We start from the raw sequence: 19,815 nt of genomic DNA, 5'->3' as shown, positions 1-19,815 counted from the left end.
TTTTTTCTATTGCGGAATTTGGGTTTATGATGAAGTGAAAAAATTTGAACAAAAATTCGGAGCCAATGAATCTACGTATTGGTTGATTTTCGAATTGCTGTGGCGAGATTATTTCAAATTTATTGCTTTGCAACACCACAACGAAATTTTTTACAAAAACGGACTTCAATCCCATAAAAATGTAGAATTTCAGAATAATCCTAAAAAATTAGAACAGTGGGTTTCTGGAAAAACGCACTCAGAATTTGTGAATGCCAACATGATTGAACTCCAAAAAACGGGTTTCATGAGCAATCGAGGAAGACAAAATGTAGCTTCTTATTTCTGTAAAAATCTGAAACTAGATTGGCGAATTGGCGCTGCATATTTCGAGCAAATGCTCATCGATTATGATGTTCACAGCAATTACGGAAACTGGTTGTATTTGGCTGGAATTGGGAATGATGCACGAGACAGAAGTTTCAACACAGAAAAACAAGCAGAACAATACGATAGCGATAAAAAATTTAGAAATTTATGGCTGAAAAACCACTAAAAACGGCACAATTGATATTTCCGAATCAGTTATTTCAAGAGATTTCTTTTCTTGAAAAGGAAATTCCTATGTTTTTAGTGGAAGAATTTTTGTTTTTCAAACAGTATACATTTCACCAACAGAAATTAGCATTTCATAGAGCTACGATGAAATTCTATGAAAACTTTTTACTCGAAAAAGGATTCCAAGTTCATTATATAGAAAGCATTTCGCAGCTTTCAGACATTCGAAATTTAATTCCATTTTTAGAACAAGAAGGTTTTGAAAAAATCAAAATCATAGATGTTTGTGACGATTGGTTGGAAAAGAGAATTTTAAAGACAAAACTAGAAGTTGAGATTATTGAAAACCCAAGTTTTATCAATTCAAAAGAAGATTTAAAAGTATATTTTGAAGGAAAAAAGCATTATCATCAAACCGATTTTTACAAGCAACAGCGGATTTCTAGAAATATACTTTTAGAAAATGGAAAACCAATTGGCGAAAAATGGACTTTCGATACAGAAAACCGAAAAAAATATCCAAAAAATAAAAAATCGCCTTCTATTTCATTTCCTCAGAATAACCGTTTTTACAAAGAAGCGAAAGTTTATGTTTCTGAAAATTTCGGAAATCATTACGGGGAATTAACAGATTATCAAATCTATCCAATTACCTATTCAGAAGCGGAAATTTGGCTTGAAAATTTCTTGGAAAATAGATTTTTGGAATTTGGAATTTATGAAGACAGCATCGTAGAGCATGAGCATTTTTTGCATCACAGCGTGCTGTCTCCATTGATGAACATTGGCTTTTTAACCCCAAATTACATCATCGAAAAATCCATAGAATTTGCTCAAAAAAATGAAATTCCGCTCAATTCATTAGAAGGATTCGTTCGTCAGATTTTAGGTTGGCGAGAATTTATTCGAGGAATCTATTTGTACAAAGGAAGTTTCGAAAGAACCCGAAATTTTTGGAATCATCAAAGAAAAATTCCAAAATCTTTTTACGATGGAACTACAGGAATTGCTCCGATTGACAAAACCATTAAAAAAATATTGAAAACAGGTTACGCTCATCACATTGAACGACTGATGATTCTTGCCAATTTTATGAATTTGTGTGAATTTCATCCAGATGACGTCTATCAATGGTTTATGGAGATGTTCATTGATGCGTATGATTGGGTGATGGTTCCTAATGTGTATGGCATGAGTTTGTTTGCTGATGGCGGATTGATGAGCACAAAACCGTATATCAGCGGAAGCAATTATCTCAAAAAAATGAGTGATTATTCAACCGAAAATTGGGGAGAAATTTGGGATTCCCTTTTTTGGAATTTTATTGCTAAAAATCAAGAATTTTTTAGAAAAACTCCAAGATTGAGCATGATGCTTATCACTTGGAATAAAATGACGGAACAGCAAAAAGAATTACATCTCGTGAGAGTTCAAAACTTTTTAGAAAAATTAGACCAATGACGAAAAAAAATCTTAGTGTAGAACAAATCGACAGAATTATAGAAATGGCATGGGAAGACAGAACGCCATTTGAAGCCATCACTTTTCAGTTTGGGATTTCTGAAGCTGAAACCATCGCTATTATGAGAACTGAACTGAAAAGAAGTTCCTTCAATCTTTGGAGAAAAAGAGTGAATTCTGGCATTAGTCAAAAACATCTCAAAAAAAGAAATCCAGAAATTGAGAGATTTAAATGTACCAGACAGAGAACCATAAGTTTAAATAAAATATCAAAGAGATAAATGAGATTTTAGATGTAAGATTTTAGATTTTAGATTTAAAATCTGTGAGAAAAAATAAAACAAAAAATTAAAATAACATGAAAAATATAGTCATCATCGGTTGTGGAAGCGGAATAGGTTTAGCCACCGCAAAACAATTACAAAACCAAGCTCAAATCATCGGAATTTCTAGAACAGAAACTCCAGAATTGAATAATGTAAAACTTCATTTTTATCAAAAAGATATTTTAACAGACAGTTTGGATGACGTTTCTTTTCCTGAAAAAATTGATGGATTGGTTTATGCACCAGGAAGCATTAACCTAAAACCTTTCGGAAGATTATCTGACGAAGATTTTAAAAAAGACTTTGAAATTAACGTTTTGGGAGCTATTAAAATCATTCAGAAATTATTGCCAAATCTTAAAAAATCTGACAGTGCAAGTGTGGTTCTATTCAGCACCATTGCAGCAAAATTAGGGATGCCTTTTCATTCTTCTATCGCTGCTAGTAAAAGCGCTGTAGAAGGTTTGGTAAAAAGTTTAGCGGCAGAATTTTCGCTACAGAAAATAAGATTTAACGCTATTGCGCCGTCACTTTCAGACACCAATTTAGCCACTGCTTTATTGGCATCGCCAGAGAAAAGAGAAGCCGCTGCGAAAAGACATCCGCTTCAGAAAATAGGAAATCCTGAAGAAATTGCAAAAATGGTTGTATTTTTACTTTCTGATTCTTCTTCTTGGATTACCGGACAGATTTTTGGCATTGACGGAGGAATGAGTACTATTAAATTATAAGCAATATGGAAACCAGTTTTTTAATTAATCTCCTTTTAGAAGTTCAGGAATACGAACATTCTAAATCGTTTAAAAATCATGCTACGATAGAAGATTTCAGAATTTGGCTCAACGAAAAAAAATATACTACGGAAAGTCCGACCAAACTTTTTAAAAATGAAAACCACGAAGTAAGTTTCACCGAAAATGAAATTTGCAAACAGGTTTTGCTTTTGGGCAGATTCTCTAAACAAATGATTCGCAAAGGTTTAAGCGATTTTCCGACTTTAGCGAACGAAGAATTCACTTATTTGTATAGACTCAAAGATGAGCCTTCTTTGACCAAAATGCAACTCATCGAAAGAAACGGTCACGAAAAACAAACGGGAATTCAAATCATCAAAAGACTTCTAGACGATGGTTTGATTCAAGAAACCGTTGATGAAAATGACAAACGTGCCAAAAGATTGACTTTGACCAAAAAAGGAGAAGAAGCCTTCCATCAATCGGTAGAAAAAGTCAATACGACTTCTAAAATTCTTTCGGCAAACCTTAAAAATGATGAAAAAACAAAATTGCTGGAATTACTGAAAAAAGTAAATGATTTTCATTACACTTTGTACACAGAACACAAAAATTCTGAGATTAAAGAACTCCTTCATTTGATAGAATAAGCATGGATAAAATATCTATTTTTTGGTTCAGACGAGACCTTCGTTTAAAAGACAATCACGGATTATATCAAGCATTAGAATCGGGAAAAAAGGTTCTGCCGATTTTTATTTTTGACGAAGATATTTTAGATTTATTAGAAAATAAGTCGGATAAGAGAGTTGATTTCATTGTACATGCTTTACAAACCCTAAATTCTTTTCTAAAATCAAAGAATAAAGGCATCAAAATCTTCAAAGGAAAACCTCTTGAAATTTATAAAAAACTCACTGAAAACTATGAAATAGAAACCGTTTATTGCAATGAAGATTATGAACCTTACGCAATAAAAAGAGACCAAGAAATTGCCGATTTTTTGGCTTCAAAAAATATCGCTTTTCACCCATTTAAAGACCAAGTTATCTTTCACAAAGACGAAATTGTAAAAGCCGATAAAAAACCTTACACAGTTTATACTCCATATTCAAAACTTTGGCTCAATGAATTTCAAAAATTTGATTTACAAGGATTTCCATCAGAAAAAAAACTAGATCATTTATTAGAAATTCCTTTTGAGGAGTTCAAAATTGAAGATATTGGTTTTCAAAAAACAGATTTAACATTTGAAGTTCCAGAAGCAGATCTTCATATCATCAAAACCTATGAAGAAACTCGAAATTTCCCTGCGGTAAAAGGAACTACACAACTGGGTGTTCATCTGAGATTTGGAACCATTAGCGTGAGAAAATTAGCCAAAATTGCCAAAGAAAATAACCTTACTTTCTTGAAAGAATTGATTTGGAGAGAATTTTTCATGCAGATTTTGTATCATTTTCCGAAAGTGGTCAATCATTCTTTCAAGTCAAAATATGATGCGATTCCCTGGGAAAATAATCCTGAATTTCTAGAAAAATGGAAAGCTGGAAAAACAGGATTTCCTCTTGTAGATGCGGGAATGCGTGAACTGAATACTACTGGTTTTATGCACAATAGAGTGAGAATGATTACAGCGAGTTTCCTCATCAAACATTTGCTTACCGACTGGCGAATTGGCGAAGCTTACTTTGCGGAAAAATTAATGGATTACGATTTAAGTGCGAATAATGGAAACTGGCAATGGTGCGCAAGTTCTGGTTGTGATGCCGCTCCATATTTTAGAATTTTTAATCCAGAGGAACAACAGAAAAAATTCGATCCTGATTTTAAATATATTAAAAAATGGATTCCTGAATTTGGAACGAAATACTATCCAAAACCTATCGTAGAGCATAAAAAAGCCAGAGAAAAAGTACTGAAAGTGTACAAAGAAGCTCTAGATAATTTAGACTAAAATTCTTAAACTTTTTGGGAGCACTTTTACTTTAACTGGAGATGAAATTTGGTTAAACTCGCCGTCGAGATGCCACAAATCTGAATCTACAGAAAACTCAATTTCTGGAACCGATAAATAATGAATGTACTGATTGGAAACCAATTTTTTGGTAAACATTCTGTAGGCAAAAACGCCAGAATGAGTGAAAGGAAACTTCTTTACCAAAGCAATTTCTAACAAGCCATCACTTTTACTTGCATGAGGAGCAATGTAGGCATTATTTCCGAATTGTCGCGTGTTTGCAACGTTGAGCATCAAATATTTTCCGTCAAATTTTTTATATTTTTCTTCGAATTTGATGGAAATTGGTTGGTATTTAAAAAAAGTCTGGATAGAAGTTTTGATATAATTTTTAAAACCTCTGGAAGTTTTCTCAAAAGCTTCAATAACCGCTCCATCAAATCCTACTCCAGCTACATTAATCGAAAATCTTTCGTTTACTGTAAACGTATCAATTTCTTTAAAATTTTTCTTTTGAATTTTCGCTAAAAGTTCGTCTAAATTTTCAGAAAACTTGGTTTCATTAGAGAAACCGTTACCACTTCCTGCTGGGAAAATCCCGAGAATTTTATCCGTGTGAATTAAATTTTTCGCAACCGTAGAAATGGTTCCATCACCACCAATGGCAACGAAAATGTCTACTTTTTCAAAATTTTCTTTGATGAAATTTTCAGTATCTTGAATGGATTTTGAAATTAAATACAACGGATTTTCAACCTTTGCTTGTAAAGAATTAAGAAAAGGCTGATAATTTTTCTTTGCAGAAAAAGGATTGATGATAAATGCTACATTTTGCATGGGTGCAAAAGTACGGAATTATACCGATTAGTAATTTATAATTATTTAATTAAAATTAAATCAATAAATTATCTATCGGCATAAAACCAAGTCAAATCTCATTGTATAATTGATTTGGTTTTATTTAATGTTATTCCTCGAAATAAATTCTGGTTTTAAATAAGCTTTCAACTCAGAAAGTGGAATAGAAATTTCCACTACTCCTGCTGCATAAGCTGTAATTTCGTATTGATTGTACACAAAAGTGATGTTTTGGGAATCAAAATAGAAATTGTTATTTACGGGAATTTTATCAACTAAAAGCATTTCTTTTTGGTCTGGATTTTTAAAATTTTTCATTAAAATTTTATTCCAATCTACTTTATTGATATCCATAAAAATATCAGAAAGTTGAATTACTGTATTAGTTTTTAAGTCAAAATTTTTGAACAATATATTATAGTAACCATGCGCTCCACCAGAAAAGCCATCATTTTCATAGGAAATAGTAAGAACATCATTTTGATTAGAGAAGACCTTCATATAGGAATTTTCATCCCAAGTTTGTTCGTAACCTGATTGAAATTCTAAGGAATTCTCTTGACCTTGAGAAAAATAAGCTTCTTTTTGATTTACCAATTCTTTCTGTAATTTTTCTTTAGAATAAGCCTCTAATCTGATTCCTGATGGACTATAAATGCTGTCTAACAAAGTTTTATTATGAAGCGTAGGAAATAACAAAATGGTAGAAGAAGTTCTTAATTTCAAAGTTTTTGCTACAGAAATAGAATCTTGCAATTGAAGAGAATCTACTGCAAAAGGTAAATTTTCAGAAGCCAATTCATTGGAATTTTCTGGAATAATTCCTTTATTTCCAGTGGTTTTTGGGCTGCAAGAAAAGAGTACGAAAGCAGTAGCTAAAGCTAGAAAAACGGTTTTCATGGAATTCATATTTGTGAACTTAAATATAGCAAAAAACCGTCCAAAGATTGAACGGTTTTGAATTTATTGATAAAATATTGATTTTAAGCGTCAATATTTGCATAGATTGCATTCTTCTCGATGAATTCTCTTCTTGGTGGCACTTCGTCGCCCATTAACATAGAGAATACGTTATCTGCTTCTGCAAGGCTTTCTATGGTTACTTGTTTTAAGATTCTGTTTTCAGGATTTAAAGTCGTTTCCCATAACTGTTCTGGGTTCATTTCCCCAAGACCTTTGTAACGCTGTACTTCTACTCCTTTTCCATCTGGAGCCATTTCTAATGTTTTTGCTTCTCTTTCTTTCTCGTTGTAAGCATACATTTTTTTGTTTCCTTTTTTCAATAAATATAAAGGAGGTTGTGCAATGTAAATGTATCCTTGCTCGATCAGTTCTTTCATATATCTAAAGAAGAACGTAAGAATCAACGTAGAAATGTGGGAACCATCAATATCAGCATCGGTCATGATTACGATTTTGTGATATCTTAGTTTTGCCAAATTCAAAGCTTTAGAATCTTCTTCAGTTCCTACAGAAACACCAAGTGCAGTATAAATATTCTTGATATCGTCATTATCATATACTTTGTGAAGCATAGATTTTTCTACGTTCAAGATTTTACCTCTCAATGGAAGAATCGCTTGGAAATGTCTATCTCTACCTTGTTTAGCAGTTCCACCTGCAGAATCTCCCTCTACTAAGAATATTTCTGAAATTTCTGGATCTTTAGAAGAACAGTCAGATAATTTTCCTGGTAAACCAGAACCTCCCATTGGAGATTTTCTCTGAACCATTTCACGAGCTTTTTTCGCAGCTTGTCTTGCTTTTGCAGCTAGAACTACTTTTTGTACGATTTGCTTCGCTTCATTAGGGTTTTCTTCTAAGAAATTGGTAAGCATTTCGCCTACAATTTTATCTACAGCACCAGAAACTTCTGAGTTTCCTAATTTGGTTTTGGTTTGCCCTTCGAACTGAGGCTCCATTACTTTTACTGAGATAATCGCTGTAAGACCTTCTCTAAAGTCATCACCCGTAATTTCTACTTTTTCTTTTGCAGGAAGACCTAGTTCATCAGCATATTTCTTTAAAGTTCTAGTAAGAGCTCTTCTGAAACCTGCTAAATGCGTTCCACCTTCGTGCGTATTAATATTATTTACATAAGAGTGTAAATTCTCGTTGAATGAAGTATTGTAACGCATCGCTACTTCTACTGGAATATCATCACGTTCTCCTTCCATGAAGATTACGTGTTCCATGATTGATTCACGGTTTCCATCAATGTAGGCAACAAACTCTTTAAGACCACCTTCTGAATGGAACGTTTCAGTTGGGAAACTTCCATCTTCATTTTTTCTTCTTTCGTCTGTTAAAGTAATAGTAATTCCTTTATTGAGGAACGCCAATTCTCTTAATCTAGCAGCTAAAGTATCATAATTGTACACCAATTCTTGGAAAATGCTTCCATCTGGTTGAAAGAAAACTTCAGTTCCTGTAGAAGTAGAAGTGCCTATTTCTTGTACATCTGCTAATGCTTTTCCTTGAGAATATTTTTGTTGGTATAATTTTCCGTTTCTAGAAACAGTAGCGATAAGTGAAGTAGAAAGTGCGTTCACACAAGAAACCCCAACTCCGTGAAGACCACCAGAAACTTTGTAAGAATCTTTGTCAAACTTACCACCTGCACCAATTTTGGTCATTACTACTTCTAGCGCAGATTTTTGTTCTTTTTGGTGAAAGTCTACAGGAATACCTCTACCATTATCTTTTACAGAAATTCCGTCTCCTTCGTGGATGGTTACTGCAATGGTATCACAATGACCTGCCAAAGCTTCGTCAATAGAGTTATCAACTACCTCATAAACCAAGTGATGCAAACCTCTAACACCTACATCACCAATGTACATAGAAGGTCTAAGACGTACGTGTTCTATTCCTTCTAATGCCTGAATACTGTCTGCTGTATATTGTTTTTGACTCATATTTTTTGCTCTCTGCTTTCAGCTTTTTGCCTTCAGCAAATTAAAATTAATATTATTTTTTTTGAAATTTTTCTTTTTTCAAAGACTTACAAATATCGTAAAAATTAGTGAGATATGAAAGAAAAAACGGCTTTAAAAATCATAAAAAGTTATCAACATTAACACAAAATTCCCTTGCAAAGTTCATTCAATTTCCCCCAAATAAAAAAGCGAACTAAAGTCCGCTTTTATCAATTGTATTTATATAGTTTTACACTAATTTCATTAACAAATCATCATCTGTTTTCTCTACTTTCACTACATTCAGTTTGGTAAGGTTTTTAGAGGTTTTGTCCCATTTTTTTCCTGAAAATTGAGATTGCGTTTTTACCTCAGCTAAACTCATTTCACCTCCATTTTTTTCTAAAATCTCAATGATAATTTTATCATCTTCATTCAATTCTACTTTTGGAACCGCTTTTTCTGGTCTCATTTGCGGAAAGAACAATACTTCTTGAATAGATGCATTATTGGTCAAGAACATAATTAATCTATCCATACCAATTCCCAAACCTGAAGTTGGTGGCATTCCATATTCTAACGCTCTTAAGAAATCTTGGTCTATGAACATTGCCTCGTCATCACCACGCTCAGAAAGCGCCATTTGAGACTCGAAACGTTCTCTTTGATCAATTGGATCATTCAACTCTGAATATGCATTGGCAATTTCTTTACCACAAACCATTAATTCAAAACGTTCGGTAAGACCTTCTTTGCTTCTGTGTTTTTTAGTTAAAGGCGACATTTCGATTGGATAATCGGTAATGAAAGTTGGCTGAATAAAGTTTCCTTCGCATTTTTCTCCGAAAATCTCATCAATTAATTTTCCTTTACCCATCGTTTCATCTACTTCAATCCCGATAGATTTTGCAAAATCACGCAATTCATCTTCGTTTTTTCCAGTAATATCAAAACCCGTGAATTTCTGAATCGCTTCCGTCATCGAAACTCTTGGATATGGAGCTTTCCAATTGATGGTATGTTCACCAAACTGAGATTCTGGAGTTCCGTTAACAGAAACCGCACAGAATTCTAACAATTTCTCAGTGAAATCCATCATCCAGTTGTAATCTTTGTACGCCACATAAATTTCCATCGCGGTAAACTCTGGATTGTGCGTTCTATCCATTCCTTCGTTACGGAAATTTTTAGAAAATTCATAAACCCCATCAAAACCACCTACGATTAATCTTTTCAGATATAATTCGTTTGCAATTCTCATGTACAATGGAATATCTAGTGCATTATGATGCGTAATGAAAGGTCTTGCAGCAGCTCCACCAGGAATTGCCTGCAAAATAGGCGTTTCAACTTCGAAATAACCGGCATTATTGAAAAACTCACGCATTGCATTGAACAACTTGGTTCTCTTTACGAAAATTTCTTTTACGTGAGGATTCACCGTCAAATCTACATAACGCTGTCTGTATCTAAGTTCTGGGTCATTAAAAGCATCATGAATTACTCCATTTTCATCAGTTCTAGGTTGAGGAAGCGGACGAAGTGCTTTGGTTAATAACGTAAAGTTTTTCACCATTACCGTCATTTCTCCCACTTGAGTTTTAAACAATTCTCCTTCTACACCGATGATATCACCAATATCTAAAAGATGTTTATAAACTTCATTATAAAGCGTTTTATCTTCGCCAGTACAGATTTCATCACGATTAAAATACACCTGAATTCTGCCTTCAGAATCCTGTAATTCTGCGAAAGAAGCCTTCCCTTGAATTCTTCTAGACATTAATCTACCTGCGATTTTCACTTTTTTTCCTTCAGCAAAATCGTTCTTGATAGACTTAGTAGTATCCGTAATTTTATATTCATCTGCTGGGAATGCGTTTATTCCCATTTCGGTCAGTTTCTGTAATTTCTCTCTTCTGATGATTTCCTGTTCTGATAAAGACATTGTTTTTCAATTTTTTGGAATTGCAAAAATAAGGATTTTTTTACGAATTTTTAAATTTCTTAAAAATTAGCTTGGTCAAGAAAAAAGCAACCCAAAAAGGTTGCCTTCTGTTAAAATCACAATTGGTACAATTGTTTATTTTTTTAAGGTAAGAATATATTTCACCATTTTTTTAGCATTTTCTTTATCCATTCCAGCGTGAGCAGACATAGGAACTTCTCCCCAAACTCCACTACCACCGTTAATGATTTTATCTGCTAACATATCAATATCTGCTTCAGTATATTTTGCCGCTACTTCTTGATAAGAAGGGCCTACTAATTTAGCATCTTCTTTGTGACAAGTAAGACAATCTGAACCTGCGATTAATGCTTTACCTTCTTCTTCAGGAGTTGCAGCAGCTGTAGCAGCAGTTTGTTCTGTAGGTTCTGGCAACATTACATTGGTTTCTTTTACTGGCTCTTCTTTTTTAGAACAAGAAACCGCTACTAATGCACCGAAAGCTAGTGTTAAAATTACTCTTTTCATAGATATAATATTTTATTTATTTTAATTTTTTCAAATTTAGTGAATAAAGCCTTCTCTTTTTTCAAAATGCTAAAAATCATATCATATTTTTTTAAAATTTATTCAAAGCATAATTATTAAAAAAAACTTATTTTTGTGAACCAAAAATTAGAAATGAACGCTTCACAAAACAAAAAAATAAAATTCGAAGAACTGGGTCTTAAAAATTATCTTGAGGCTTTTGAATATCAACAATCTTTAATGGATGAAATCATTGCCATTAAAATCAAAAACAGAGAAAACGAAGACCAAGAACCCGAAACTACTCCTAATTATTTACTGTTTGTAGAACACCCACATGTTTACACTTTAGGAAAATCTGGTGATGAGCACAATATGCTAGCTAATGAGAGCAAACTGAAAGAAATAGACGCTACTTTCGTAAAAACCAATCGCGGTGGAGACATTACCTATCATGGTTTTGGTCAACTTGTAGGGTATCCGATTTTGGATTTAGACAACTTCAAATCAGATATTCATTTATATATGAGAAATCTGGAAGAAGTAATCATCAGAACCATTGCAGAATATGGTTTAAAAGGCGAAAGAAGTGTGGGCGAAACTGGAGTCTGGTTAGATGTAGGAAAACCTTATGCTAGAAAAATTTGTGCATTGGGCGTTAAAACTTCAAAATGGGTGACTATGCACGGTTTTGCCATCAATATCAATACAGACTTACGATATTTCGAATACATTATTCCTTGCGGAATTAAGGACAAAGCCGTTACTTCTCTAAAACGTGAACTAGAAAGAGAATTTACAACGACAGAAGTGGAAGAAGTAAAAGAAAAAATAAAGAAACATTTTCAAGATGTTTTCGAAGCGGAACTTTTTTAAGTTTCGCTTTTTCTTTTTAAAAAATTTTCGTTCCTCTGTAAACCTCCGTTTGAGATTCCATCAGCGGAGCTGCGTTTTGTCTAAAAGTAAAAAGATGCTCCGTTCCTGCATGTAAATGATGATGTTCTTCAGTTTCCCAAAGTTCAATTAAGAAAAAAGTACCTTTATTTTCTCGGTCTTCTACCAAATCATATTGCAAGCAACCTTCTTCTTTTCTGGTTTCTATTACTAACTTTTTTAATAGTTCTATCGCATCAAAAAGATGATTTTCTTTGAATCTGAATAATGCTACAATGTGTAAATTCATAACTGACTGTAATTTCTAAAACAAAAGTATTGATTTTTAAAAGCACATCAGAAATAAATTTCTGAAAGTTTCTCAGAATCCTAAAATTTTCCCATTAGAAAATTCATAAAAAAAGTATCTAATTTTTATTAATTCGTAATTCCAAAAAATTTTTATCTTTGTGAAAATTCAAAAAGTAAAATGGCAGAATACAAATTAATCCTTCCAAGCATGGGAGAAGGCGTGATGGAAGCTACTATTATCAGTTGGTTATACAATGAAGGCGACACCGTAAATGAAGATGATTCTGTTGTAGAAATTGCTACCGACAAAGTAGACTCTGATGTTCCTACACCAGTTTCTGGGAAAATTGTAAAAATTTTAAAACATAAAGACGAAGTTGCTAAAATTGGTGAAGCAATCGCTATTTTAGACATTTCGACTCCGCTCAATAGAACAGCAGGAGAAGGAGAAGCTGCACCAGTTGCAGAAACTCCGAAAGCAGAAGAGCCTAAAACTGAAGTTCCTGCTGCAGAAGTAGTAAAAGAATTAGAAAAACCTTTAGCTACCACTTCTACTCCTCAAGAATTTTCGGAAGATGCATATCTTTCTCCACTCGTAAAATCTATTGCTCAAGAAGAAAACATCTCTGAAGCAGAACTTAAAACCATTAAAGGTTCTGGTTTAGAAGGCAGAATTACCAAAGAAGACATTTTGGCTTTTGTAAAAAATAGAAGTGATGAAAAGGTTGAGGCAAAGGTAAAGGTTGAGGAAATTTCTCCATCTCTCCAACTCTCCAATTCTCCCACTCCAACTCTCCCACTTTCTACAAATGAAGGTGACGAAATTATCCCAATGGATAGAGTAAGAAAAATCATTGCAGATGCTATGGTTAATTCTAAGAGAACTTCACCGCACGTTACTTCTTTCATAGAAACAGACGTAACAAACGTTGTAAAATGGAGAGCAAAACACAAAGACGCCTTCGAAAAAAGAGAAGGTCAAAAACTTACTTTTATGCCAATTTTTGTAAAAGCGGTAGTAAAAGCCATTCAAGATTTTCCATTAATTAACATTTCAGTCGATGGTGACAAAATCATCAAAAAGAAAAACATTAATATTGGTATGGCAACTGCTTTACCAGACGGAAATCTCATTGTTCCTGTCATTAAAAATGCAGACCAACTTTCGCTTTCAGGTTTAGCAAAAGCAATTAACGATTTAGCGTACAGAGCAAGAAACAAAAAACTGAAACCAGAAGATACGCAAGGTGCTACTTACACCATTTCTAACATTGGAAGTTTCGGAAATTTAATGGGAACTCCTATCATCCCACAGCCGCAAGTGGCGATTTTGGCAATTGGCGCCATTGTAAAAAAACCAGCAGTTTTAGAAACCACAGACGGAGACGTAATCGCGATTCGTCAACTGATGTTTATGAGTCATTCTTACGACCATCGAGTTGTGGACGGAAGCTTGGGCGGAATGTTCCTAAAACACGTACACGATTATCTCCAAAATTGGGATATGAATACAGAAATTTAATTTTACACCTTCATTGCGAGGAACGAAGCAAAGCAATCCATTTATAAAACTAAACCTTCGAAATTTTTCGGAGGTTTTTTTTGTAGCTATTTCCCGCTTTTCGCTATATCTTTTTCTTGCCCTAGCTTATTCCTTTTCAAGAAAAAGGATGCCGCTACAATCGGGGCTAGTTACGTTTTCGTCAAAAAATTACTATTTTTGAAAAAAACAACCAATGAACATCTATCAAAAACCATATCATTATCTAATAACTCAACAAGAAGAAAAAACATTACAAGAAATAATTACTGAACTTTCTGATGAGCACATTCTATCTTTTGATAACAATCCTACTCTTGATTTTAAAAAATTTGAAACATTTTCACATTACTCAGATATAAAAATACTTTGCTCAATTAATTTTAATTCTCAATTTCAAGTCCTAATCATCAATATTGAACATCATTTCATTGGCGGAAGACACGGAGATTCTATACATAACGAAAATCAAATATTAGGAATTAAAATGCTAGAGAAAGATTATGGAAGAATATTGATTCGTGAAGAAAATGTTTTTGATAAAATCTTAGAAATATTGATTAAAACAGAAATAGATTTCAAAGATGACAAAGAATTTAGTAATAGATTCTTTGTTCTTGCAGATAATGAAAACAACGCAAAACAATTTCTAAATTCAGAAGTCAGAAAAAATTTTAATTCAATTCCTAAGAAAGAAAATTTCACCATCGAAATTTTCAATAATGAATTAATAATCAGTAATAAAAAAACATTTAATAAAATAAATTTCAATCAAATAATTAATTTTTTAAAAAACAATTTTTAAATCATGTCCAACTTCCAAATCCGAAAAGCAACACCAGAAGATACACCAACCATCTTCAATTTAATTTACAAACTCGCTGTTTATGAAAAACTTGAAAACGATGTAATCACCACTGTAGAAGAACTCCGCACCAATATTTTTGAAAAAAATTACGCCGAGGTAATCATTGCCGAGGAAGACGAAAAACCTGTTGGTTTTGCACTTTATTTTCACAATTTTTCTACGTTTGTTGGCAAACCTGGTATTTATTTAGAAGACCTTTTTGTAGAACCAGAAATGCGAGGAAAAGGTTATGGAAAAGCACTTTTAGTAGAATTGGCAAAAATCGCCAAAGAAAGAAATTGTGGCAGATTAGAGTGGAGCGTTCTAGATTGGAACACACCTTCCATAGAATTCTATAAATCTCTTGGCGCAAAACCAATGGATGAATGGACGGTTTTCCGCCTAGACAAAGAAGGAATAGAAAATCTAGCAAAATAAACTAGAAGTACGAAGTTGGAAGTAAAAAGTACGAAGTAAAAAGTTGGAGGTTAGAAGTTCAAAATTGCAACTAATAATCAAACTATTTCAAACCACTTCAAACAAATTACTGCATTAATATTGTGTACTTTAAAAAGTTTCACTAATTTTGCACCTCGAAATAATTAACAAATATTTTTAACATTATGAACAATTACGAAACTGTTTTCATTTTAACTCCCGTTCTATCTGACGCACAGGTGGAGGAAGCAGTAAAAAAATTCGAAGACTTTTTGAAAGAGCACAATTGCGAAATCGTTACCAGAGAAAACTGGGGTCTTAAAAAATTAGCTTATCCTATTCAATTAAAAAAGAATGGATTCTACACTTTGATCGAATTCAAAGGTGAAGGTACTGTAGTAGCAGGTCTTGAAACTGCTTTCAAACGTGACGAGAGAGTTATCCGTTACTTAACAACTAAGCTTGACAAACATGCAGTAGAATATGCTGTAACAAGAAGAGCTAAGTTAAAAACTTCTAAAGCTTAATTTCTAACCCTTAAAAATTTAAAAAAATGGCAATCGACGAAATGGCAAAACAAGCCTCAGCAGGCGGTGAATCTGAAGTAAAATTTCTTACTCCACTAGATATTACTACAAAATCTGAAAAAAAATATTGTAGATTCAAAAAATTCGGAATTAAGCACGTAGATTATAAAGATGCTGATTTCTTATTACAATTTGTAAACGAACAAGGTAAAATCTTACCAAGAAGATACACAGGTACTTCTCTTAAATATCAGAGAAAAGTTTCTGCAGCTATCAAAAGAGCTAGACACTTAGCTTTAATGCCTTACGTAGCAGATTTATTAAAATAATTATTTAACAAAAATAAATTGTTGGTTTTAGTCTATTCTAAACCTAACTTTTTAATTAAAAAAAGGACAACAACATGGAAATTATCCTAAAAAAAGACGTAGAAAACTTAGGTCTTGAGTTTGATACTGTAAACGTAAAACCTGGTTATGCTAGAAATTTCTTAATTCCTCAAGGTTTTGCACTTCTTGCTACTCCTAAAAACAAAGCAGCTCTAGAAGCTACTTTAGAAGCTAGAAAAGAAGAAGAAGCTAAATTAGTAGCTGCAGCTACTGCAATTGTTGAAAAACTAAAAGCTACTCCTGTTACTATTACTGCTAAAGCTGGTACAGGTGATAAACTTTTCGGTTCTATCAATAATGCAAACTTAGCAGAAGCTCTTGCTAAAGCTGGTGTAGAAGTTGATAAAAAATACATCAAAATCCCTGGTAATACAATCAAGAGAACTGGTAAATTCTCTGCTAAAGTAAGACCACACAGAAACGTAGAATACGAATATGAATTCGAAGTTGTTTCTGATGTAGCAACTGAAGAAGCAAACACTGAAGCTTAAAATTCAGACTTATAAATATTAAGAACGCTCTCAAAATTTTGAGAGCGTTTTTTTATGCTTTTCATTTCACAAATAGATAATTTATCTAGACTTTATTAAAAATTTGGCAATTTATAAATTGTTGCTCTCATCACATTTGATTATTTTTGAGTTTAAACATTCCTTATGAGTTTCAACACCGAAAATCTTGATAAAGAAACACTACTCCACCTTTATAAAGCAATGGTTTTACCCAGAACCATAGAGGAAAAAATGCTCATTGCTTTGCGCCAAGGTAAAATTTCGAAATGGTTTTCTAGTTGGGGACAAGAAGCCACTTCTGTAGGTTCTGCTCTTGCGATGAACAAAGAAGAATACATCTTGACCATGCATAGAAATTTAGGTGTTTTTACTTCAAGGGAAATTCCATTGGATAGACTTTTTTCTCAGTTTCAAGGAAAAATGAATGGTTTCACCAAAGGAAGAGACAGAAGTTTTCATTTTGGAACTCAGGAATTCAAAATTGTGGGAATGATTTCTCATTTGGGTTCGCAAATGGGAGTTGCAGACGGAATTGCTCTTTCTCATTTATTAAATCAAGAAGAAAAATGCACACTGGTTTACACTGGTGATGGTGGCGCTTCTGAAGGTGATTTCCACGAAGCTGTAAATACCGCTGCAGTTTGGAATTTGCCTGTCATCATCGTCGTTGAAAATAATCAGTGGGGACTTTCTACACCTTCTCGTGAACAGTTTAGATGCAAATCATTCGCAGACAAAGGAATTGGCTACGGAATAGAAGCCCATTCTATTAATGGAAATAACATTCTGGAAGTTTACCAGACTTTTAAAAATTTAGCAGAAAGCATCAGAAAAAATCCTAGACCTGTTTTAGTAGAGTGCAATACTTTTAGACTCAGAGGTCATGAAGAAGCTTCCGGAACGGCCTATTATCCAGAAGGAATGATTGAAGAATGGACAAAACAAGACCCAATTGCTAACTATGAACAATTCTTACTTTCTGAAGGAATTTTAACTCAAAATTTAATTGAAGAAATAAAAGAATCCTATAAAAAACAAGTAGACGAAGCACTTGACCAAACCATTGCAGAACCAGAAATCATTCCCAATAAAAAAACAGAATTAGAAGATGTTTACGCACCTTTTGATAATCACGAAATCTTACCACAAAAATTACAAAACAGAGAAATCAGATTCATTGATGCGATTTCTGAAGCCATAGAAATTTCCATGAAAAACCATCCGAATTTGGTTTTAATGGGACAAGACATTGCAGAATACGGTGGCGCTTTTAAAATCACAGAAGGTTTTGTTGAAAAATTTGGCAAAAAAAGAGTGAGAAATACACCATTGTGCGAAGCTGCAATTGTAGGTTCTGGTTTGGGACTCAGCATTAATGGCTACAAATCTATGGTAGAAATGCAGTTCGCAGATTTTGTAACGGAAGGCTTCAATCAAATCATCAATAACTTGGCAAAAACCCATTACAGATGGAACCAAAATGCTGATGTAGTGGTAAGAATGCCAACTGGAGCAGGAACTGGAGCGGGACCTTTTCACTCTCAAAGCAATGAAGCTTGGTTTACCAAAACTCCAGGACTAAAAATTGCCTATCCTGCGTTTCCAGATGACGCAAAAGGTTTATTGATTCAAAGTTTTGAAGATCCAAATCCAGTATTGTTTTTCGAACATAAAAAATTATACAGAAGTCTGAAAGGCAAAGTACCTGAAGGTTTCTACACTACTCCATTTGGTAAAGCCAGAACAGTGAAAGAAGGTAATGAACTTACGATTATTACTTATGGTTTAGGAGTTCACATTGCCTTAGAATTTGCAGAAAAAAATCCTGAAATTTCTTTAGAAATTGTTGATTTAAGAACGTTGATTCCACTCGATACAGAAACCATTTACGAATCTGTGAAAAAATGCAATAAAGTGATTATTTTGCATGAAGATACTTTAACTTGTGGTTTCGGAGCGGAACTTTCTGCATTAATTTCTGAACATTGTTTTGAGGATTTAGACGCTCCTATTTTACGTGTAGCTTCTATGGATACACCAATTCCATTCAACAAAAAGCTAGAAGACCAATTTATGCCCAATGAAGAATTGGCAGAAGCTGTTGATAAAATTTTGAAATATTGAGAAGCTAGAAGTTGGATGTTGGATGTTGAAACTCGGAACTGTTTTGCGTGAGCGATTGCAGCGAAAATCCCGCAGTGAAAATGGCGCGAGCGAAGCGAGCGTTAGTTTTCACGAGGAATTGCAGCGAAAAGCGCGGTATTTTTTGCATGGAAAAAGCAAAGGAAAAAAATACACGCCAAAAAAAATGTAACTTTGGCTTGATATTTGAAAACTTCTCTTAAAAAAAATATTATGAAAAAATATATTTTAGCAGCAGGATTAGCATTAGGTTCGGTGGGAATTATTACCACTACCACGCAATCTTGTATGACAATTGCCACTACAGTAGGACTTTCGGTTCTTAAAAAGATTTTAATCGGTGGCGTTTCTAAAGGTTTAGGAATTTTTAAAGATAAAAATAGTTTCTTGGGCAATGAATTGATTAATGCTGCACTTCCACAACAGCTGAAAGACATTAATTCTACCCTAGAAAAATTAGGATTAAGCAATTTGGTTCAGAAGGAAAAAGGCTACATTGCAGATGCTGCAGCATTTGTTGCTCCGATTGCAGAACCTATTTTAATCAATGCGATTAATGATATGACTTCGGCAGAAGCTCAACAAATTGCACAAGGTGGAAGTGGCGCTGCAACTGCTTATCTTAAACAAAAAACCAGTGCACAACTCATGGCTGCAATTGCACCAAAAGTAGATGCGAAACTCAATGAATACGGTATTGTAAGAAGTGTAAATCTTGCTTTACAAGGAAATAATTTGCTTGGAGGTTTATTAGGAAACCAAAATTCTAATTCTTCGGCAAGTTTGAGTCTGAGCAATTTAGCGGCTGAACAAATGGTGAATGGACTGTTCAATATTGTTGAAAATTACGAAAAAACAAATCCAGAAAATCCTATGAATATTCTGAAATAGAGGTTTTCATCACAATAATATGTAAAATCAATTGCGAGCTATTGCAATTGATTTTTTTGTGCATTACTTTTGAC

At 33.5% G+C, this 19,815-nt stretch carries 21 protein-coding genes and 1 pseudogene; 16 read left to right on the top strand and 6 right to left on the bottom strand.

Features of this window, described 5'->3' with window-relative positions; translation table 11 throughout:
- Positions 1 to 22 precede the first annotated feature (22 nt).
- The 6 genes and pseudogenes from KKQ79_RS02430 to KKQ79_RS02405 form a co-directional block, all read left to right on the top strand.
- A pseudogene (locus KKQ79_RS02430) lies at positions 23 to 535 on the top strand (FAD-binding domain-containing protein); the annotation flags it as partial.
- Positions 517 to 1,998, top strand: a complete 1,482-nt coding sequence (locus KKQ79_RS02425; protein WP_213188814.1) for a cryptochrome/photolyase family protein — start codon at positions 517 to 519, stop codon at positions 1,996 to 1,998. The pseudogene KKQ79_RS02430 and the gene KKQ79_RS02425, both read left to right, overlap by 19 nt.
- Complete coding sequence (locus tag KKQ79_RS02420; protein ID WP_213188813.1) at positions 1,995 to 2,279, top strand: TIGR03643 family protein; 285 nt, start codon at positions 1,995 to 1,997, stop codon at positions 2,277 to 2,279. Before KKQ79_RS02425 ends, KKQ79_RS02420 begins: the two co-directional genes overlap by 4 nt.
- Before the next feature lie 77 nt (positions 2,280 to 2,356).
- The gene (locus KKQ79_RS02415; RefSeq protein ID WP_213188812.1) at positions 2,357 to 3,055 is read left to right on the top strand and encodes an SDR family NAD(P)-dependent oxidoreductase; all 699 of its coding nucleotides are present in this window, start codon (positions 2,357 to 2,359) and stop codon (positions 3,053 to 3,055) included.
- Positions 3,056 to 3,060: 5 nt separating this feature from the next.
- Entirely contained in the window at positions 3,061 to 3,708 is a 648-nt protein-coding gene (locus tag KKQ79_RS02410; RefSeq protein ID WP_213188811.1) for a MarR family winged helix-turn-helix transcriptional regulator, read from the top strand.
- Positions 3,709 to 3,710: 2 nt separating this feature from the next.
- Positions 3,711 to 5,015, top strand: a complete 1,305-nt coding sequence (locus KKQ79_RS02405) for a cryptochrome/photolyase family protein (protein WP_213188810.1) — start codon at positions 3,711 to 3,713, stop codon at positions 5,013 to 5,015.
- On the opposite strand, the gene KKQ79_RS02400 is transcribed toward KKQ79_RS02405, so the two are convergent.
- From KKQ79_RS02400 to KKQ79_RS02380, 5 genes are all read right to left on the bottom strand, one after another.
- Positions 5,007 to 5,855 (bottom strand): diacylglycerol/lipid kinase family protein, encoded by an 849-nt coding sequence (locus KKQ79_RS02400; protein WP_213188809.1) that lies wholly within the window; start codon positions 5,853 to 5,855, stop codon positions 5,007 to 5,009. The two genes, KKQ79_RS02405 and KKQ79_RS02400, sit on opposite strands and share 9 nt — an antisense overlap.
- 120 nt (positions 5,856 to 5,975) lie before the next feature.
- On the bottom strand, positions 5,976 to 6,776 hold the full coding sequence (locus KKQ79_RS02395) for an RsiV family protein (RefSeq protein WP_213188808.1): 801 nt from the start codon (positions 6,774 to 6,776) through the stop codon (positions 5,976 to 5,978).
- 83 nt (positions 6,777 to 6,859) lie between these two features.
- Complete coding sequence (gyrB, locus tag KKQ79_RS02390) at positions 6,860 to 8,794, bottom strand: DNA topoisomerase (ATP-hydrolyzing) subunit B (protein WP_213188807.1); 1,935 nt, start codon at positions 8,792 to 8,794, stop codon at positions 6,860 to 6,862.
- Positions 8,795 to 9,044: 250 nt separating this feature from the next.
- Positions 9,045 to 10,742, bottom strand: a complete 1,698-nt coding sequence (gene lysS / locus KKQ79_RS02385) for a lysine--tRNA ligase (protein WP_213188806.1) — start codon at positions 10,740 to 10,742, stop codon at positions 9,045 to 9,047.
- A gap of 135 nt (positions 10,743 to 10,877) precedes the next feature.
- Positions 10,878 to 11,270: a c-type cytochrome gene (locus KKQ79_RS02380; RefSeq protein ID WP_213188805.1), complete on the bottom strand. Its 393-nt coding sequence runs from the start codon at positions 11,268 to 11,270 to the stop codon at positions 10,878 to 10,880.
- A gap of 153 nt (positions 11,271 to 11,423) precedes the next feature.
- Between KKQ79_RS02380 and lipB the strand changes: the two genes are divergently transcribed.
- Entirely contained in the window at positions 11,424 to 12,146 is a 723-nt protein-coding gene (gene lipB, locus KKQ79_RS02375) for a lipoyl(octanoyl) transferase LipB (protein ID WP_213190664.1), read from the top strand.
- Positions 12,147 to 12,162: 16 nt separating this feature from the next.
- On the opposite strand, the gene KKQ79_RS02370 is transcribed toward lipB, so the two are convergent.
- On the bottom strand, positions 12,163 to 12,453 hold the full coding sequence (locus KKQ79_RS02370) for a putative quinol monooxygenase (RefSeq protein ID WP_213188804.1): 291 nt from the start codon (positions 12,451 to 12,453) through the stop codon (positions 12,163 to 12,165).
- Positions 12,454 to 12,633: 180 nt separating this feature from the next.
- Between KKQ79_RS02370 and KKQ79_RS02365 the strand changes: the two genes are divergently transcribed.
- The 9 genes from KKQ79_RS02365 (at position 12,634) to KKQ79_RS02325 (ending at position 19,741) form a co-directional block, all read left to right on the top strand.
- Positions 12,634 to 13,977, top strand: a complete 1,344-nt coding sequence (locus tag KKQ79_RS02365; protein WP_213188803.1) for a dihydrolipoamide acetyltransferase family protein — start codon at positions 12,634 to 12,636, stop codon at positions 13,975 to 13,977.
- A gap of 214 nt (positions 13,978 to 14,191) precedes the next feature.
- Positions 14,192 to 14,800, top strand: coding sequence for a hypothetical protein (locus KKQ79_RS02360; protein ID WP_213188802.1), 609 nt, complete (start codon positions 14,192 to 14,194; stop codon positions 14,798 to 14,800).
- A gap of 3 nt (positions 14,801 to 14,803) precedes the next feature.
- Complete coding sequence (locus tag KKQ79_RS02355; protein WP_213188801.1) at positions 14,804 to 15,280, top strand: GNAT family N-acetyltransferase; 477 nt, start codon at positions 14,804 to 14,806, stop codon at positions 15,278 to 15,280.
- A 185-nt stretch (positions 15,281 to 15,465) separates the two neighbouring features.
- Positions 15,466 to 15,807 (top strand): 30S ribosomal protein S6, encoded by a 342-nt coding sequence (rpsF, locus tag KKQ79_RS02350; protein ID WP_213188800.1) that lies wholly within the window; start codon positions 15,466 to 15,468, stop codon positions 15,805 to 15,807.
- A gap of 26 nt (positions 15,808 to 15,833) precedes the next feature.
- Positions 15,834 to 16,136: a 30S ribosomal protein S18 gene (gene rpsR, locus KKQ79_RS02345; RefSeq protein ID WP_213188799.1), complete on the top strand. Its 303-nt coding sequence runs from the start codon at positions 15,834 to 15,836 to the stop codon at positions 16,134 to 16,136.
- Between the two features lie 74 nt (positions 16,137 to 16,210).
- Complete coding sequence (rplI, locus tag KKQ79_RS02340) at positions 16,211 to 16,687, top strand: 50S ribosomal protein L9 (RefSeq protein WP_213188798.1); 477 nt, start codon at positions 16,211 to 16,213, stop codon at positions 16,685 to 16,687.
- A 165-nt stretch (positions 16,688 to 16,852) separates the two neighbouring features.
- Positions 16,853 to 18,832, top strand: coding sequence for an alpha-ketoacid dehydrogenase subunit alpha/beta (locus KKQ79_RS02335; RefSeq protein ID WP_213188797.1), 1,980 nt, complete (start codon positions 16,853 to 16,855; stop codon positions 18,830 to 18,832).
- Positions 18,833 to 18,854: 22 nt separating this feature from the next.
- A complete protein-coding gene (locus tag KKQ79_RS02330; RefSeq protein ID WP_213188796.1) occupies positions 18,855 to 19,022 on the top strand; it encodes a hypothetical protein in 168 nt (55 codons plus the stop codon).
- Between the two features lie 41 nt (positions 19,023 to 19,063).
- Entirely contained in the window at positions 19,064 to 19,741 is a 678-nt protein-coding gene (locus KKQ79_RS02325; RefSeq protein WP_213188795.1) for a DUF4197 family protein, read from the top strand.
- The last annotated feature ends 74 nt before the right edge of the window (positions 19,742 to 19,815 follow it).

The sequence above is a fragment of the Cloacibacterium caeni genome (assembly GCF_907163125.1).
Taxonomy (GTDB): Bacteria; Bacteroidota; Bacteroidia; order Flavobacteriales; family Weeksellaceae; genus Cloacibacterium; species Cloacibacterium caeni_B.
This window is presented reverse-complemented; position numbering and strand designations above follow the sequence as displayed.

Bases quoted from the DNA above. Each gene is read 5' to 3' on its own strand.
- KKQ79_RS02415 (WP_213188812.1), top strand. From the start codon at position 2,357: ATGAAAAATATAGTCATCATCGGTTGTGGAAGCGGAATAGGTTTAGCC.
- rpsF (WP_213188800.1), top strand. From the start codon at position 15,466: ATGAACAATTACGAAACTGTTTTCATTTTAACTCCCGTTCTATCTGAC.
- KKQ79_RS02380 (WP_213188805.1), bottom strand. From the start codon at position 11,270: ATGAAAAGAGTAATTTTAACACTAGCTTTCGGTGCATTAGTAGCGGTT.
- KKQ79_RS02420 (WP_213188813.1), top strand. From the start codon at position 1,995: ATGACGAAAAAAAATCTTAGTGTAGAACAAATCGACAGAATTATAGAA.
- gyrB (WP_213188807.1), bottom strand. From the start codon at position 8,794: ATGAGTCAAAAACAATATACAGCAGACAGTATTCAGGCATTAGAAGGA.
- KKQ79_RS02330 (WP_213188796.1), top strand. From the start codon at position 18,855: ATGTTGAAACTCGGAACTGTTTTGCGTGAGCGATTGCAGCGAAAATCC.
- KKQ79_RS02370 (WP_213188804.1), bottom strand. From the start codon at position 12,453: ATGAATTTACACATTGTAGCATTATTCAGATTCAAAGAAAATCATCTT.
- KKQ79_RS02405 (WP_213188810.1), top strand. From the start codon at position 3,711: ATGGATAAAATATCTATTTTTTGGTTCAGACGAGACCTTCGTTTAAAA.
- KKQ79_RS02400 (WP_213188809.1), bottom strand. From the start codon at position 5,855: ATGCAAAATGTAGCATTTATCATCAATCCTTTTTCTGCAAAGAAAAAT.
- lysS (WP_213188806.1), bottom strand. From the start codon at position 10,742: ATGTCTTTATCAGAACAGGAAATCATCAGAAGAGAGAAATTACAGAAA.
- KKQ79_RS02425 (WP_213188814.1), top strand. From the start codon at position 517: ATGGCTGAAAAACCACTAAAAACGGCACAATTGATATTTCCGAATCAG.
- KKQ79_RS02355 (WP_213188801.1), top strand. From the start codon at position 14,804: ATGTCCAACTTCCAAATCCGAAAAGCAACACCAGAAGATACACCAACC.
- KKQ79_RS02410 (WP_213188811.1), top strand. From the start codon at position 3,061: ATGGAAACCAGTTTTTTAATTAATCTCCTTTTAGAAGTTCAGGAATAC.
- KKQ79_RS02395 (WP_213188808.1), bottom strand. From the start codon at position 6,776: ATGAAAACCGTTTTTCTAGCTTTAGCTACTGCTTTCGTACTCTTTTCT.
- lipB (WP_213190664.1), top strand. From the start codon at position 11,424: ATGAACGCTTCACAAAACAAAAAAATAAAATTCGAAGAACTGGGTCTT.
- rplI (WP_213188798.1), top strand. From the start codon at position 16,211: ATGGAAATTATCCTAAAAAAAGACGTAGAAAACTTAGGTCTTGAGTTT.
- KKQ79_RS02360 (WP_213188802.1), top strand. From the start codon at position 14,192: ATGAACATCTATCAAAAACCATATCATTATCTAATAACTCAACAAGAA.
- rpsR (WP_213188799.1), top strand. From the start codon at position 15,834: ATGGCAATCGACGAAATGGCAAAACAAGCCTCAGCAGGCGGTGAATCT.
- KKQ79_RS02365 (WP_213188803.1), top strand. From the start codon at position 12,634: ATGGCAGAATACAAATTAATCCTTCCAAGCATGGGAGAAGGCGTGATG.
- KKQ79_RS02325 (WP_213188795.1), top strand. From the start codon at position 19,064: ATGAAAAAATATATTTTAGCAGCAGGATTAGCATTAGGTTCGGTGGGA.
- KKQ79_RS02335 (WP_213188797.1), top strand. From the start codon at position 16,853: ATGAGTTTCAACACCGAAAATCTTGATAAAGAAACACTACTCCACCTT.